This window comes from Euzebya pacifica (genome assembly GCF_003344865.1).
In the GTDB taxonomy this organism is placed as follows: domain Bacteria; phylum Actinomycetota; class Nitriliruptoria; order Euzebyales; family Euzebyaceae; genus Euzebya; species Euzebya pacifica.
In genome coordinates, this window is record NZ_CP031165.1 from 5550329 (window position 1) to 5566481 (window position 16153).

16 protein-coding genes are annotated in these 16153 nt (G+C 70.2%); 1 reads left to right on the top strand and 15 read right to left on the bottom strand.

Annotated features, from left to right (window positions below; all coding sequences use genetic code 11):
• Positions 1–3: 3 nt before the first annotated feature.
• The 13 genes from DVS28_RS24020 to DVS28_RS24080 form a co-directional block, all read right to left on the bottom strand.
• A complete protein-coding gene (locus tag DVS28_RS24020) occupies positions 4–939 on the bottom strand; it encodes a type II secretion system F family protein (protein ID WP_114593715.1) in 936 nt (311 codons plus the stop codon).
• A complete protein-coding gene (locus DVS28_RS24025; protein ID WP_114593716.1) occupies positions 936–1811 on the bottom strand; it encodes a type II secretion system F family protein in 876 nt (291 codons plus the stop codon). The genes DVS28_RS24020 and DVS28_RS24025 overlap by 4 nt, the downstream gene beginning before the upstream one ends.
• A gap of 108 nt (positions 1812–1919) precedes the next feature.
• A complete protein-coding gene (locus tag DVS28_RS24030; RefSeq protein ID WP_114593717.1) occupies positions 1920–2201 on the bottom strand; it encodes a Dabb family protein in 282 nt (93 codons plus the stop codon).
• Positions 2202–2229: 28 nt separating this feature from the next.
• Positions 2230–3303, bottom strand: a complete 1074-nt coding sequence (locus tag DVS28_RS24035) for a 3-isopropylmalate dehydrogenase (protein ID WP_114593718.1) — start codon at positions 3301–3303, stop codon at positions 2230–2232.
• Positions 3304–3314: 11 nt separating this feature from the next.
• Positions 3315–4412 carry an ABC transporter ATP-binding protein gene (locus DVS28_RS24040; RefSeq protein ID WP_114593719.1) on the bottom strand — a complete coding sequence of 366 codons (1098 nt, stop codon included), beginning with the start codon at positions 4410–4412 and terminating at the stop codon, positions 3315–3317.
• Positions 4409–5473: an ABC transporter ATP-binding protein gene (locus DVS28_RS24045; RefSeq protein ID WP_114593720.1), complete on the bottom strand. Its 1065-nt coding sequence runs from the start codon at positions 5471–5473 to the stop codon at positions 4409–4411. The genes DVS28_RS24040 and DVS28_RS24045 overlap by 4 nt, the downstream gene beginning before the upstream one ends.
• Positions 5473–6321, bottom strand: a complete 849-nt coding sequence (locus tag DVS28_RS24050) for a carbohydrate ABC transporter permease (RefSeq protein WP_114593721.1) — start codon at positions 6319–6321, stop codon at positions 5473–5475. Before DVS28_RS24050 ends, DVS28_RS24045 begins: the two co-directional genes overlap by 1 nt.
• 10 nt (positions 6322–6331) lie before the next feature.
• A complete protein-coding gene (locus DVS28_RS24055) occupies positions 6332–7285 on the bottom strand; it encodes a carbohydrate ABC transporter permease (RefSeq protein WP_114593722.1) in 954 nt (317 codons plus the stop codon).
• Positions 7286–7334: 49 nt separating this feature from the next.
• Positions 7335–8777 (bottom strand): extracellular solute-binding protein, encoded by a 1443-nt coding sequence (locus tag DVS28_RS24060; protein ID WP_114593723.1) that lies wholly within the window; start codon positions 8775–8777, stop codon positions 7335–7337.
• 40 nt (positions 8778–8817) lie between these two features.
• Positions 8818–9768, bottom strand: coding sequence for an alpha/beta hydrolase (locus DVS28_RS24065; protein WP_164710970.1), 951 nt, complete (start codon positions 9766–9768; stop codon positions 8818–8820).
• Between the two features lie 19 nt (positions 9769–9787).
• Positions 9788–10573 carry an SDR family oxidoreductase gene (locus DVS28_RS24070; protein WP_114593725.1) on the bottom strand — a complete coding sequence of 262 codons (786 nt, stop codon included), beginning with the start codon at positions 10571–10573 and terminating at the stop codon, positions 9788–9790.
• Entirely contained in the window at positions 10566–11144 is a 579-nt protein-coding gene (locus tag DVS28_RS24075) for a DJ-1/PfpI family protein (RefSeq protein ID WP_114593726.1), read from the bottom strand. Before DVS28_RS24075 ends, DVS28_RS24070 begins: the two co-directional genes overlap by 8 nt.
• Positions 11145–11265: 121 nt before the next feature.
• On the bottom strand, positions 11266–11946 hold the full coding sequence (locus DVS28_RS24080) for a GntR family transcriptional regulator (RefSeq protein WP_164710971.1): 681 nt from the start codon (positions 11944–11946) through the stop codon (positions 11266–11268).
• Between the two features lie 134 nt (positions 11947–12080).
• Between DVS28_RS24080 and DVS28_RS24085 the strand changes: the two genes are divergently transcribed.
• On the top strand, positions 12081–13502 hold the full coding sequence (locus DVS28_RS24085) for an aldehyde dehydrogenase family protein (protein ID WP_216826267.1): 1422 nt from the start codon (positions 12081–12083) through the stop codon (positions 13500–13502).
• Between the two features lie 61 nt (positions 13503–13563).
• Here the strand turns inward: DVS28_RS24085 and DVS28_RS24090 are convergent, their stop codons facing one another.
• Both DVS28_RS24090 and DVS28_RS24095 read right to left on the bottom strand, forming a co-directional pair.
• Positions 13564–15744: a hypothetical protein gene (locus DVS28_RS24090; protein WP_164710972.1), complete on the bottom strand. Its 2181-nt coding sequence runs from the start codon at positions 15742–15744 to the stop codon at positions 13564–13566.
• A gap of 97 nt (positions 15745–15841) precedes the next feature.
• Positions 15842–16141 (bottom strand): hypothetical protein, encoded by a 300-nt coding sequence (locus tag DVS28_RS24095; protein ID WP_114593729.1) that lies wholly within the window; start codon positions 16139–16141, stop codon positions 15842–15844.
• Positions 16142–16153: the final 12 nt, after the last annotated feature.

Here is a 16153-nt window from a genome sequence, read left to right on the forward strand (position 1 = left end):
GGCTCACCCTCCCAGCAGGGATGGCAGCGGTGCGGCCACGAACAGCAGCATCAGGGGGGCGAGCAGTCCGATGACCGGCAGGAGCAGCGCCGCACGCCGTTTGGTGGCATCGCGACGGAGACGGGTGAGATGGTGCTCGCGTCCCTCGCGGGCCAACCGGAGCAGCTCCGGCGCGGCGTCCAGGCCGTAGCGCATCGCGCCGGCGAGCAGGCGATACAGACGGGCCGCCTCCGGTTCGGGGGTGGTCGACGCCAGCGTCTCCAGCGCCTCCTCCAGCGGCCGGCCGGCGCGGTGCTGGGACAGGGCGTCACCGAGGTCGTCGGCGACCAGTCCGTGGCAGCGGTCCGCGGTGGCCGCGAGCGCGGTCGTCACCGATCCGCCGGCGCGAGCCCGCATGGCCAGCAGCTGGGCGACGGGCGGCAGCTCGGCCCGCATCCGTTCACGTCGACGGGTGATGGCGCGGTCCACCGCACCGCTGGGACGGGCGGCACCAGCGACCAGACCGATCAGGCCGAGGGCGACCGTACCCGCACCGGACAGGCCGACGGCCGCCCCAGCCGCACCGGCCGCGCTGGCCCCGACGACGCCGGCCAGCACTTGGCGGATCCGGTGCTCGCTGACCAGTCGCTCCTCGGGGACGGCGTACACCTTGGCCTGCACCAGCCGCCGGTGCAGCGTCTCGTCGGCGTCGCCACGAAGCAGCAGCACCTCCACCGTGCGTTCCAGCAAGCCGCCGATCCCGGTCCGACCCGGCGCCGCCTCACCGGCCGCGATCCGCACCGAGCGGGCGTCGACGGGCCGGCCGAGCGCGGTGAGCGCAGACAGTGCATAGGGACGGACCCTGCCCGCCAGCCGCCGCTTCGGCCGGACGACTGACCACATGACCGAGGCCACGAACAGCCCGGTGGAGGTGGCGGCCAGCAGCTGCACGGCGGTCATCCGGGCAACTCCGGGCGCAGCACGCGGGGTTCGTCGGGCACCCGGGACAGACGGCTGACCAGCGCCACGCCCAGCAAGGACACGACGGCGCCGATGCCGATCACGGTCGCCCCTCCCGGTCCGGCGTAGAACTCGGCGAACGGACCCGGGCGAGCGGTCAGCACCACGAGGACCACCCAGGGGAGCGCGAGGACCAGCCGGGCGTTCAGCTTCCCCTCCAGCGACAGCGTGTCGATCTCCTCGCCCGCCTGCACCTCCGCGCCGATGCTCATCGCCAGGTCGGCCACGACGTCGGTGACGATCCGGCCGCCCTCGGCGTGGGCCAGGCAGAGGACCTCCACGACCCGGTCGGTCACCGGATCCCCTACGGCGTCGGCGACGGCCTGCAGGGCGGGGACCATGCCGACGGTCTGGATGCGGGCCGCCAGCCCGGCCATGGGACCGCGCAGGGCGACCGGGCCGTCGAGCGACACGTCAACGACGGCGTGGCTGAGGGACCGTCCGCTGCGGACGCTCCCGCCGATCATCGCCAGCGCGTCCGGCCACGCCTCGCGGACCGCCCGGACACGGGCCAGCGCACGGCGACGGAGCAGCGCCTGCGGGGCGGCGAGGACCAGCACGCCGGGCACGACGGCCATCGCCGGGATCCCCGTCACGACAGCCACGACGACCATCGTCAACAGCGCTCCGACGGCGGTCGCGACACGCACCTGCAAGGGCGTCCAGCCCACCCCGGCCTGCTGCAGCTGGACGGCAAGGCGCGATGGCCCGCGGGGTCCGGTGGTCCGTTGCAGCGTCGGCAGCCCGCCCGACAGCAGGCCCACCAGCAGGGCGACGAAGACCCCCGTGGACAGGGCTGCGAGGCCGCTCACCGGCCAGCCCCTCCGACACGGGGACCCGGACCAGCGGCAAGCAGGTTCGTCACCCGACCGGTGTAGGCCGTGTGCGGGGCCCACCGGCAGGCCCAGTTCGCCGGACGGTCAGTCGGTCCAGTCCACGGCGATCGCCTCGGTGGCGACCTCGTCGATCCACGTGGCCGCCTCGACGTGCACCGGGTGGGCGTTGTACGCCTCGAACGCATCCCGGTCGGCGAACCGCATGAGCATGCCGACGTCGAACGACCGGTCGGCGCCCATCTGGTCACGGCCGGCAACGAGCTCCTCGACCTGCGGGAGGGTGTCGGCGAGCTCGTGAAGCTTGTCGATGACGGCCACCGCGGTGTCGTCGTCGGGGAACCTGAACATGACCATGTGGTTGAACATCGCGAACGCTCCTCGGGAACTCGTGCGGCTAGGGGCTGTCCGGGTCGGCCACGAGCGTCGCGATGCGGTCGCCGAGGTCGTCGGTCGATCCGCCCATGTCGGGGCCGGCCATCGTCTTCAGCTCCGTCAGGAGTGTGGCAGCTGCGTGCTCCACCGCATCGGCGGCGTCACCCTCCCCGAGCTGACGAAGGCACATCCCGAGGCTGAGCACGGCGGCGACCGGGTTCGCCCAGCCCATGCCGGCGATGTCGGGGGCCGAACCGTGGACCGGCTCGAACATCGACGGGTGCGTCCCGGTGGGGTCGATGTTGCCGCTCGCGGCCAGGCCGAGGCCGCCCTGCACCGCCGCACCGAGGTCGGTGATGATGTCCCCGAACAGGTTGTCGGTCACCACCACGTCGAACCGTTCCGGGCTGTTGACGAGGTACAGGCACATCGCGTCCGCGTGCACGTAGGCGCGTTCCACAGCAGGGAACTCGCGCTCGCCGATCTCGGTGAAGACCCGCATCCACAGGTCACCGGCGTAGTTCAGCACGTTGGTCTTGTGCACCATCGTCAGGTGGCCCCGGCGCGCCTGTGCCCGGGTGAAGGCATCGCGGATCACACGTTCCACACCGTGGCGGGTGTTGATCGACTCCTGCGTCGCCACCTCGTGGGACATCCCCTCGAACAGCAGTCCCCCGGCACCGGCGTACATGCCCTCGGTGTTCTCGCGGACGATCACCATGTCACAGCGGTCCGGCGTCAGCCCGGCGATCGGCGTCGGGACACCCGGCAAGAGCTTTACCGGCCGCAGGTTGACGTACTGGTCGAACGCGAAGCGCACCTTGAGCAGCAGGCCACGCTCCAGCACGCCCGGCGGCACGTCGGGGGTCCCGACCGCGCCGAGCAGGATCGCGTCGACCTCGTCGAGCTCTGCGAGGGTCTCATCGGACAACACCTCCCCGGTGGCGAGGTAGCGGCGGCCGCCGAGGTCGTAGTCCCTGCGATCGGTGGAGAAGCCGAACCGTCGTTCGGCCGCGTCCAGCGCCTTCAGTGCCTGGTCCATCACCTCCTGCCCGATTCCGTCGCCGGCGATGATGGCAAGTGCATGGCTGGTCACTGGGGCATTCCTCACAGGGTCTGGCGTGCGGGCTCGGCGTGGCGTGACAGGGCGAGGCCCGTGTCGTGGTCGAACAGGTGGGCACGCGTCAGGTCGACACACACGTCGAGCGCCTGCCCCACCTCGTGCACAACGGTCGGGGCGGCCTTCACACGGATGACCGTGTCGCCGATCTCCACGTCCAGCAGCACTCGGTCGCCCAAGGGCTCCACCGCGTAGACCACTCCGCGCAGGGCGTGTCCGCCACTGCCCTCGCCGGCCACGGACAGGTCCTCGGGGCGAACCCCGAGCTGGAGGCGGCCCGGGTGGCCCAGTGCCGCAGGTGGGGCCGGCAGGCGCCAGCCGTCCGTGCCGATCAGGACCTCGTCCTGGACCTCGCAGTCGAGCAGGTTCATGCGCGAGCTGCCCACGAACGTTGCCACGAAACGGTTGACGGGGTGGTCGTAGACCTCTTCGGGGGTGCCGACCTGCTGGATGCGCCCCTCGTGCAGCACCGCGATCCTGTCGGCCATCGCCATGGCCTCCGCCTGGTCGTTGCTGACATAGATGAACGTGCGCCCGACGTGGCGATGCAGGCGGGTCAGCTCGGCACGCATCTCCACGCGCAGCTTGACGTCGAGGTTCGTGAGCGGTTCGTCCATCAGGAACGCGCGAGGCTCGCGCACGAGGGCGCGGCCCAGCGCCACCCGCTGCTGCTCGCCACCGGACAGCTGCCCCGGATGGCGCTGCAGCAGATGGTCGATGCGCAGCAGCGTCGCAACCTCCTCCACGCGCTTCTGCATCTCGTCGGGACCGACGTTGCGCGCCCGCAGGGGTGAGGCGATGTTCTGGGCGACCGTCTGCTTCGGATACAGCGCGTAGCTCTGGAAGACCATCGCCACGTCGCGTTCGGCAGGTGTGGCCCCACCCGCAGAGTGGCCGTCGAAGCGGACGTCGCCGACATCCGGCGCCTCGAGCCCGGCGATCACGCGCAACGTCGTGGTCTTCCCCGCACCGGAGGGTCCCAGCAGGACGAAGAACGACCCGTCCTCGACGTCGACCGACACGTCGTCGAGCGCCTGGAGGTCGTCGAAGGACTTGGCGATGCCGGTCAGCTCAACGCGGCTCATGCCGCCACCTTCCCAGAGACTTCGTGGTAGACGCGCGGGTCGGTTCCGACGAACGTCACGTCGACGGTGTCCTCGGCGTCGAACCGCACGGTCGGAGGGGTGCGGACGTGGACCCGAGTCCCGCCCATGTCCACGGCGTAGATGGTCTCGTCGCCGAGTGCCTCCCGGGCCACCACCCGCGCCGCCCCACCTCCGCCACCGGTCGGTGGGGCGATCGACAGCCATTCGGCTCGAACACCGGCGACCAGGCCGTCGACGCGGGGCAGCCCTGCCGGGATGGGCAGCCGCAGGCCCGACGGTCCGCGCAGGGCACCGCCATCGACCTCGACCGGCAGGATGTTCATCGCAGGGGTGCCGATGAACGTGGCCGCGAACAAAGATGCTGGGCGGTCATAGACCTCCAGGGGGGTGCCGACCTGTTCCAGGCGGCCGTCGTTGATCAGGGCGATGCGGTCCCCTAGGGACATCGCCTCCACCTGGTCGTGGGTCACCATCACCATCGTCGCGCCCAAGCGATCCTGCAGGTGCTTGAGCTCCGTACGCATGTCGAGCCGGAGCTCCGCATCGAGGTTGGTCAGCGGTTCGTCGAGCAGGAAGGCCTGCGGTTCGCGCACCATGGCACGGGCCAGGGCGATGCGCTGCTGCTCCCCGCCGGAGAGCTTGTTGGGCTTGCGCTGCAACAGGCCGTCGAGGCGCATGGTCCGCGCCACGGCATCGATGCGGGCCTCGGCCTCGGCCTTCGGCACCCCTGCTGCGCGGAGCGGATAGCCGATGTTCTCCCGCCCCGTGAGGTGCGGGTAGAGGGCGTAGAACTGGAAGACCATGGCGATGTCCCGCTCGCCGGGTCGCAGGTCGTTGACCAGCTTGTCCCCGATGCGGATGTCGCCGCTGGTCTGGGTCTCCAGGCCCGCGATGCAGCGCAGCGTCGTGGTCTTGCCGCAGCCCGATGGGCCCAGCAGGACGAACAGCTCCCCGTCGTTGATCTCGAGGTCGATCTCGTGGACCGCGACGGTGCCGTCGGGGAACTGCTTGTGCAGGGACTGGATGGAGATTCCGGCCATCAGCGCCTCACCGCTCCGAAGGTCATGCCCGCCACGAGGTGGTTGCGGACGAGGTAGCCGAACACCAGCACCGGGAGGGCGAAGACCACCGCCGAGGCGGCCACCAGCCCCCACTGGGTCTCGGTGCCACCGAACAGGCCGGCGATGGCGGGCGGGGCAGTCCGCACCGCCCCACCGCCCGGGGTCAGGAAGATGGCGAACACGAACTCGTTCCAGGTGAAGATCAGCGAGAAGACGGCCGTTGCGAAGATGCCGGGCCGCAGCAGGGGCAGCAGCACCTGGCGGAACGCCTGCACACGGGAGAACCCGTCGACCATGGCGGCGTCCTCGTACTCGGCGGGGATCTCGTCGACGAAGCCCTTGAGCATCCAGATCGTGAACGGCAGGTTGAACGCCGTGTAGAGCAGGACGAGCCCGAGTCGTGAGTCGAGCAGCCCGAGGGTCCTGAACATCAGGAAGAGCGGGATCACCGCCACCACGGGCGGCATGAACCGTGTCGACAGGATGAAGAACAGCTGGTCCTTGCCGGCTTTCAGCGGGAAGCGCGAGTAGGCCCACGCGGCCGGGGTGCCGATCGCGGTGGCAAGGACGGTCGCGGAGACGGCCACGATCACGCTCGTCGCGAAGTTGGTGACCAGACCGGACGCCTCCCGGTCCTCACCCTCGGTGCCCCGCTCGAAGAAGACGTCCCGGTAGTTGTCCATGGTCGGCTCGAAGCCGACGAACGACGGGGGGTTGGCGAGGATCGTGGACTGGTCCTTCACCGATGCCTCGAGCATCCAGAAGATCGGGAAGATCATGAACAGCCCGAGGACGAGGAGGAGGGACTTCTCGATGACGGTTCTCATGCGGTCACGCTCACTTGGACTGCAGCCTCTCGAGGTACTTGATGAAGATGACGGCCATGATGTTGACGACGATCAGCATCAGGACGCCGTACGCCGACGCCAGGCCGGTCTGGAAGTTGCGGATCGCCAGCTTGTAGATGTGGAAGCTGAGCGTCTCCGTCGTGCCACCGGGCCCGCCGCCCGTGACGATCAGCACGATGTCGAACAACCGGAAGGCGTCGATGACCCGGAACAGGATCGCGATCAGCAGGATCGGCCAGACGATCGGCAGCGTGATGCTCTTGAACTTGAACCAGTCGCTCGCCTGATCGATGTCGGCGGCCTCGTAGAGGTAGCTCGGCACCGCGTTGAGTCCCGCCAGGGCGATCACCATGATGAAGGGAGTCCACTGCCAGGTGTCGACGAAGATCAGGGACAGCAGGGCGACACCCTGCTGGCTGAGCCACTGGGGCCCGTCGACGCCGAGCATCGAGAGCGTCCCGTTGACCACGCCGAAGCTGGAGTCCAGCATCAGGCGCCAGAACGCACCCACGATGACCGGTGACAGCATCATCGGGATGAGGAACACCACGGTGAGGAGTCCTCCACCGCGTTTCTGGCGGTGCACCAGGTAGGCAAGGCCGAAACCGAGGACGGTCTGCAGGCCAACGGCACCGATCACGAACAGCACGGTCGTCAGCGCCTTGGCCTGGACCTGGTCGCTGGTCAGCAGTCTGCTGTAGTTCTCGAAGCCGACGCCGTTGACCTCGGCGTTCCCGCTGGCGGAGAAGTCGGTGAAGGACAGCACCAGGACGTACAGCAGCGGGAAGATGAACAACCCGAACAGCAGCAGCAACGTGGGTGCGACCGACAACCTCGCCAGCCAGCGGTCGTGCAGCCATCGCCAGCGCGCCGCGGCCGGCGGGGCAACGAAGACCACGTCACCGTCCGACACCCGTTCCCTGGGCGGCGCGCTGGCGGACATCAGCGGTCCTCCGGCGGTGTCGCCCGGGAGGCGTTGGGGGTCCGGCGCATCAGATGCCGCCGTCCAGGATCGTCTGCTCCTGCTCGGCCAGGGCGTTCAGGGCGTCCGCCGGATCCTGTGTGCCGGTGATGGCGGCGTTCGCCTGGGTGGAGTGGACGTCGATCATCTGGAAGAACTCGGGGATGGCCCAGAAGTCCTTGAGGCTGTCGACGGAGTCGGTGAACGCCTGGTTCCACGGGCGGGCGTTCAGGAACGCCTCGGAGTTCAGCGCGTCGGTGCGCGCAGGGACGCCACCGGCCTCGGCCCACATCTCCTGGACCTCGGGGCCGGAGAACCACTCCATGAAGTCGAGCGCCGCCTGCTGGTTGGGCGAGTAGGCCGAGACGTGCATTCCCATGCCGCCCATCGGGGAGACGTCGGCGGCACCGTCCGGAAGCTCGGCGAATCCGAGCTTCTCGAGGATCTCCTCCTCGGTCTCGCCGAGCGTGGAGTTGGCGGGGTCCTGCATGCCCTCCAGTCCGGCGACCCAGTTCATGCCCATGCATGCCTGGCCCTGGTTGATCGCTGCGTTGACCTCACCGATGAACGCCGTGCCCACACCCTCGGGCGCGAGCGGGACCATCTCGTTGACGAGCTGGTCGATGGCGGCAAGCCCCGTCTCGTCGTTGATGACACCCTCGACCTGTCCCTCTCCGTCCCAGATCTCACCACCGTTGACCCAGATGACCTGGTTCAGCGTGATGCCGGCCGTGTCGTAGTCGGGGGCGCCGTGGAAGGCCAGTCCTGCCATGCCGGGGTTGTCCGCCTGGCACTGCGCGGCCACCTCGAGCATCTCCTCCCAGCTCCCGGGCGGCTCCTCGCCGACGAGGTCCTTGCGGTAGACGAGCACCCAGGTGTCGGCCAGCAGCGGCAGGCCATGGATGTCCCCGTCCGGGTCGAACTGACCGTCGGCGGCGACGGGGTACTGGGCGTACGCCGCGAGGAGGTTGGACGGATAGGCGTCGAGCTCGATGTGTTCGTTGGCGAAGTCGGTCAGCGTCGTGATGTGGTTGCCGGTCACGGCCTCACCGATGAACTGGCTGTCCAGGATGGGGATGTCGAAGCTGGTCTCGCCCGCAGCGAACTGCGTGAAGATCGCGTCGTGCCACTGGCCGAACGGAACCGTCTCGACCTCGAAGCTGACGTTGGGATCGACGTAGTGCTCGTTGGCGAAGTCCTCCAGAGCCGTGGCAGGTGCCCATTCGAACCACACCATGCGGAGCACGAGCTCCTCGTCGGAGGCGGCGGCGTCCTCGTCGGCAGCGTCCTCGTCGGCAGCGTCCTCGTCGGCAGCGTCGTCGTCGGCAGCGTCGGCGCCGGTGTCATCGGACGACGCGTCGTCGACCTCGCCGGAGGACCCGCCACCGCCGCAGGCGACGGCCAGCATGGCGATGGCCACGGTGAGCGCCAGCAGGCGCAGCAGGCGGAAACGGGCAGGGGATGGTGTGCTCATCTTTCGGCTCCTGGATTGGGGGGTTTCGTGGGACGTCGGGTCAGGCGGCGAGCACGCCGCGCAGGGCGGAGAGGTCGTCGGCGATGGCCTCCATGGCGATGGGCACGGTCTCCATCAGCGCGTAGGCGTGGATGAGGCCCCCGTGTCGGTGGTGGACGGTGGGTACCCCTGCGTCGGCCAGACGGCGGGCATACGCGTCGCCCTCGTCGCGAAGCGGGTCGAGGTCGGCGGTGGTCACGACCGCGGCGGGCAGCCCCGCCAGGTCCTCGGCCGCCATCGGTGACGCGTCGGGGTCCTCGACCGGGCCCGCGTAGTGGTCGATGAACCAGGCCATGGTCTCGGCCGTCAGCCCGTACCCCGTGCCCATCTCGACGTAGGAGGCGTGGGACATCGTGAGGTCGGTGACGGGATAGAGGAGCAGCTGCGCGGCGAGCCGTGGAGTTCCGGTGTCACGGGCTCGTCGGGCGACGACGGTTGCCATCGCCGCACCTGCGCTGTCCCCGGCGACGACGAGGGCGTCCGGGTCGCCGCCGAGCTCGGCCACGTGTGCAGCCACCCAGCGGGTCGCCGCAGCAGCGTCCTCGACCGGGGCCGGGAACGGCGCTTCCGGGGCACGGCAGTAGTCCACGGCCACCACCACCGCCGGCAGCCCGTCGGCGATCCTGCGGCACAGGGCGTCGTGGGTGTCGAGATCGCCGATGACCCACCCACCGCCGTGGAAGAAGACGACGGTCGGCATCACCGGGCGGTTCGCGGTCGAGGTCGAGGGTCGGTACAGCCGCAGCGGGATGTCCCGCCCGTCGACCGCGGCGGTCCGGTCGACGACCTCGGCCATGGGCCTGGGTTGGTGGTCGGCACCGAGCCGGGCGGCCATCACCGAGGCGAACTGCGTGCGCGCATCAGCGGGGGCCAGGTCCACGTACGGACGCAGGCCCATGGCAGCGCTGTCGGCCAGGTAGGCCGCAACCGCAGGGTGGAGGTTCGTCGTCATGGTCGTGGGGACGGGCCGGTCAGACGTCGCGCCCGCCGTCGACTTCGAGGCCATGGCCGGTGACGAGCGAGGATTCGTCGGAGGCGAGGTAGACCGCCGCCCATGCGATGTCGTCGGGGGTGGACATGCGTCCGAGGGGGATCGTCCCGACCACCGCCGCACGGCGGTCGTTGTCCATCTCCTCCTCGCCGGTGAAGACCTTGAGCATGCCGGTCTCGCCCATCACGGGGTTGATGGCGTTGACGCGGATCCTGTCGGGCGCCAGCTCCAGTGCGAGGGTCTTGGTCAGGTTGAGCGCGAAGGCCTTGGACGCGTTGTAGACGTTCAGCAGTGGCCGAGGTCGCACCGCAGCGGTGGACGCCGTGTTGATGATGACGCCACCACCCTGGGCCTTCATGACCGGCACGACGGCCCGGCATCCGGCGAAGACGCCGTACATGTTGACGGCCACGAGCGTGTCGAACAGCTCGTCGGTGGCGTCCTCGATCCTGGTCGGGGACTGCGCGATGCCGGCGTTGTTGACCATGACGTCGACCCGCCCCCACCGCTCGACGGCCATCGTCACAGCACGCCGGACATCGGCATCCACGGTGACGTCGGTGGCGACGCCGATGGCATCGTGCCCGGCCTCACGCAGGTCCTTGGCGACGACCTCGACGTTCTCGCCGTCGAGGTCAGCGAGGAGGACGCGCGCACCCTCCGCGCAGAAGCGCCGGGCGATGCCCTCGCCGAAGCCGGCAGCTGCGCCGGTGACGACCGCGACCTTGCCCGCCAGTCGACCGCCCCGAGCGGTCCCGTCAGCCATTGGACGCCTCGGACTCGAGGTGGGCCTCGAGGACGGCCATGAAGGCTCGCGACCACTCGGGGAGGTCGGGCCATCCGGTGCAGGACACGATCTTGCCGTCCACGACGTCCTTGCCCGCGCGGTAGATGGCCCCGGAGTTCACGATGTCGCTCTCCAGCGGGGGGTACCCGGAGGTGGTGCGTCCCGAGAGCAGGCCGAACGCCTGGGGCACCTGCGTGCCGTGGCAGATCAGGCCGATCGGCTTGTCCTCGTCGAAGAAGTGCCGCGTGATCCGCTCGCAGTCGGGGTCGAGGCGAATCCACTCGGGAGCCCGTCCACCTGGGATGACGATCGCGGCGTAGTCCTCGGGCCGCACGTCGGCGAAGGTGACGTCCACGGGCAGGTGTCGCCCGGGCCGCTCGGTGTAGGCATCCCACCCCTCCTCGAAGTCGTGGACGACCAGCTTGATCAGCTTCGGCGTGGGCGAGGCCACCACCGCGTCGTACCCGGCCTCGCGCAGCCGGAAGATCGGGTACATCGCGTCGAGGTCCTCAGCGGCGTCTCCAGCGAGGATCAGCACCTTGGCGGGCATGGCTCGGCTCCTTGAATCGACAATCGTTGACTTGCAGATTGTTGACAATCTAGGAGCCGACTTTGTCCTCGCGCAAGACAAATTATGGATCGGCGACCGCCCGAGCCCGGACGACGTCGACTCAGAGCGCGGGGAAGAGCACCTCTTCGTCACCCAGCTGCAGCACGACCGCTCGCCGCATGTGGCCGTGCACGAGGGCCAGTGCGGCCGCTTCGTCGCCGGACCGGATCGCCTCCACGAGGTCCTGGTGCTGGGGGACGATCTCCGCCGGCACCGGGTACGCCGGCTTCAGCCGCATGAGACACATTCGTGTCTCGACGAGCAGCGTCGCGAACATCCGGTCGAGGCGCTTGCTCCCCGACGCCGCCACCAGCGTCTCGTGGAACTGCAGGTCGACCCGCGCGATCCGCGTCCAGTCACCGTCCCGGGCGGCCACGGCCAGGTCCTCCGCAGCAGCTTCCAGATCCTGGAGGCCCTGCCCACCGCCAGCCATGATCAGCCTGACCGCTGCAGCCTCGGTGACCGCACGACACCGGTACACGTCGAGCACGTCCTCCGGCTCGAGGGTCGCGACGAACACCCCACGCCCTCGGTGCGACACGAGCACGCCCTGGGCGACCAGTCGCTGCAGCGCCTCCCGGATCGGCCCACGGCTGACACCCAGCCGCTCGGCGAGGCGCGCCTCGGTGAGCTTGGACCCGGCCGGGATGCTGCCGTCCATGATCCCTTCCAGGATCTGGTCGGCGATGAGCGCGTTGGTCGGCGCCGCAGCAAGCGGCTGGAGGTTGTCGAAGGCGGTCACGGGCCGTACTCCCATTCGCACGCACCTCCGAGGAGCATCACCGAGGTACGGTCTTTAGTAGATTGTTGACAATCGTACAGGCGCTCTGCTTGGGTGAGAACTCGCCACCCTATCGCCTTGCCGAAAGCGACCCAGTGAACACCGTGCCCACGTCCGCGCCCGTCGGCGACGACCGAGTCGTCGTGCACAATCCCTTCGACGGCGCCGTCCTCGGACACGTGCCACGCCACGGTCCGGAGGACGTGGACCGGGCCTGCCTGGCCGCCCAGGACATGCTCGATGCCAACCTGCGAGGCCGCATCTTCCCCCAGCACGCGCGCGCGGCGACCCTCGATCGTGCAGCGGCCCTCCTGGAGGCGCAGTCAGACGCGTTCGCACGTCTGATCAGCAGCGAGGCAGCCAAGCCCATCACCGCGGCAAGGGGCGAAGTGGCGCGCTGCATCGACACCCTCCGGTTCTCCGCGGCCGAGGCTCGTTCGCTGGTCGGGGAGATGGTGCCCATGGAGGCATCCGAGCCGGGTGCCGGCCGCCTGGGGTTCGCCCTGCGTGTCCCGCTCGGCGTCATCGCGGCCATCACCCCGTTCAACTTCCCGCTCAACCTCGTCGCCCACAAGGTCGCACCCGCCATCGCGGCGGGCTGCCCCGTCGTGCTGAAGCCAGCCCCCCAGACCCCCTTGACCTCGCTGCGGTTCGTGGCGCTGCTGGAGGAGGCCGGGATGCCGGACGGCTGGGTGCAGACGCTGACCGATGGCGGCCGCGAGGCCGGTGAGGCGTTGGTCAGCCACCCCGTGCCGCGCATGGTCACGTTCACCGGCAGCGTCGGGGTGGGCTGGGCCATCGCGGCGGCCGCCCCGAAGAAGCGGATCGCGCTCGAGCTCGGTTCCAACGCCCCGGTCATCGTGACGGCCGACGCCGACGTCGACCTCGTCGCCAGGAAGGTGCGCGCCGGCGGCTTCTCCTACGCAGGGCAGAGCTGCATCTCCGTCCAACGGGTCCTCGTGGACCGGACGGTGCACGCCGCGCTTCGCGATGCGCTGACCCTCGAGGTGAGCCAGATCGTCGTCGGGGACCCCGCGGCGGAGACCACCGAGGTCGGACCGATGATCTCCGAACGCGAGACCGAACGCCTGCGGGGGTGGATCGACGACGCGGCGGCAGCCGGGGCGACCGTGCTCGTCGGCGGGAAGGTCGACGACGGCATCATGCTGCCCACCGTCATCGACAACCCGCCCGCCGATGCCGCGCTGTGCCGACGGGAGGCGTTCGGACCGGTGGTCGTCATCATCCCCTTCGACACCCTCGACGAGGCGTTCGCCATCGCCAACGACACCGACTTCGGGCTGCACGCATCCATCTTCACCGACGACCTCGGCGTCGCCATGCGCGCCGTCCGCGAGCTGGACTTCGGCGGCGTCGTCGTCAACGACGTCCCGACGGTCCGGGTGGACCAGCAGCCCTACGGTGGGGTCCGTGACGCCGGCAACACCCGCGAGGGACCGGCCCACACGGTGCGCGAGATGACCGAGCTGCGCTTCGTGTCCCTGCCCTTGGGCTGACCCGCAGCTGCGATCACTCGCCTGACGAGGCCTGGCCAGTGTCCCGTCCTCGCCGGTGCGGTCAGCGCTCCTCGTGGGTGGAGTAGACCGGCGTGCCGTCGAGGTAGAAGACGACCTCGAGGTCGTCCGGCTTCGTCGTCGCTGCCGGCACGGCGTGACCGACCACTTCGCGGTCCGGTGTCGCAGCCATCCCCGGCGGTTCCGCACCCGTCACGCGCTCGTCGTCAGCGGAGGCGCCGGTCGTCGCGGCAGGGGCGGGCGGCGAGGCCGGACGCGCGGGCACGTCGAGGGTTGGCGTCCAGCGCCGGTCGACGTTCCGTTCGGTGGCCATCGTGGTGAGGATCCGGAACAGCGTGACGACGACCGCGACGACCACGAGGCTCTCGACCCGACCTGCGGACATGGCCGTCCACTCCACCACCCGGTCACGAAGGCCGTCGGGGATCCAGGCCACGGGCAGGGCGACGGGCAGCCGCGGGCCGAACATGCCGTACAGCACGAGCGCGGAGTAGCCGACGACCCGCGCGTACCAGTTGACCAGGCCGAAGCCGCGACGCAGCGCCCGTCCCTCCTCCTCCGCGTCCTGCCCGTCGGCCCGCAGGACCCAGCCATCGGGCAGCAGCATCGCCACGACGGTGGTCAGGAAGTCCTGCCGGTTGTCCCAGTAGCTGGTGTGGTCACCGAGGATCGACTGGCGGTTGACGACCGACCGTGTGGAGAAGGCGCCGGCGGGCGCGCCGGCCGGCATCCGCAGCGCCCCGCCGGGGACCGGGTCCGAGGTCGCCCACAGGTCGGTCCAGCGCCGCAGCGACGCCGGCCAGGCCAGGTGGACCCGCAGGCCGTGCGCCGCCGCCGTGCGCTCCCGCTGCGACGTGGTGCTGTGTGGTTCCCCGGTTGCGCCGACGGGATCGGGCACGTCGCTGGTCCGCGCGTGCCGCCACAGCTGGACCGCGCCGACGAACATGGCCAACCCCACGACGCTGACCAGCACCACCGCGGCGCGGTCCACGTCCATGCTCATCACCCCGATCAGCTGCCACCACCCGGCAACCATCGCCGCCAGCCCGGCAAGCGCCCAGCCGATCCCGGCGTGCAGCCACGGCCGCACACTGGCGACCCACCGGTCCATGTCGTCCGACGGGTCCCCACCGACGGCACGACCCAGCCGTCGCAGCAGCGGCTGGACGGAATCCAGCGACCACAGCCAGCGCACGAGCAGGAGGAGGAGCGCCGTTCCGAGCATCGGGACGAGCCCGAGGGCAACCACCTCTGCGGCGTCGGGGAGACCGGCGACGGCATCGCGGCTGACGACCCACCATCCAGCCGCGCCGGTCACGACCGACATGACGTAGGGGAGGGTGACGTACCAGGCGTCGCGGAGGGGAACGCGGATGCGCTCGACCTTGGTCAGCCCCTGCCCGAACGTCACCAGGTCCAGGGAGCGGGAGGGCGGCGTCCCCTCGGTCAGCGCGTAGTAGGTGACCGCCGCACCCTGGGAGTGGGCGAGCACGGTGATGGGTGCGTCCGGGCCGACGTCGGCGATCGCCGCCCCGATCGCCTGCTTGACCCGGTCGACGACGAAGGCTCGCTGGACGTCGTTGGTGGTGATGTAGGCGGTGTCACCCACCGACGCGGCGACCAGCTTCTGCAGTCCCTTCGCCGGCCCCTTCACGACGGGGACGAGGGCGACCAGTCCGAGGATCCACACGGCCGCGACAGCCAGCAAACCGGCGGCGGCGCCGAAGGTCAGGGCGAGCAGCATCACGGGCAGCAGCACGATGGCCGCGATCGCCCGCATGATGCCGCGGAGGCGGACGGCCCACCCGTCACCGGACAGGTCGGCCAGGCTCTGCTCGGGCCAGACCATCACGAGGCTGAGCAGGTGGTGGCTGACGACCTTCGGCAGGATCGAGGCGGACCAGCGGACCAGCGTGCCGAAGGACGGCGGCCGAATGACGTCGGCCCAGAAGGCCTCGTACAACCGCACGCGTGTGGTGACCGTGTCGACGCCGGCCGGGTGACCCAGCACCAGGTCGGCCCAGGCCGGTCCGTCGCCGTCGGCGTGGACCCGGTCGATCTGGGCGCGCAGGCCGTCGGTGTCCTCGACCCAGTCGAGGATGGCCTGGACCCAGCCGCTCAGCACGGTGCCCCGCTGCTGGCTGCCGATTCCGTGCACGAGCACGACCGCCCGGTCCGGGACGGCCATGCCGTTCGGTGGTGCGGTTCGGTCCTGGTCGGCCACGGGCATCCCCTCTCCGCGCGACGTCCGTCGACGTCGATCGCAGCGTACCCCTCGGCCGGTCAGCGACCGGGCGGCCTCGTCGCTGCCGCCGCCGCGGTCAGGTCACGAGTCGGCCGTCAACAACCATGACGCACGCGGCCTTCATCGTCCCGTCGGTTGCGACCCAACCGACACACCCGCTGTCGCGCGACCCGTTGACCAGGTCGACGGGACGCAGGTCACAGGCGAGGTGTGACGCGCCGTCGGCGACCGCGAGGGCGACCAGGCCACCGGGGGAGAGCCCGTCGGGCAGGTCATCGGCGGACTCGCTCATCGCCTCCTCCATGTCGCAGAACGACAGGCCCGCAGCACATCCCTCGTCGAACACCCCACGCCACCATTCCTCGAACTCGTCCATGCCCCCATCCTC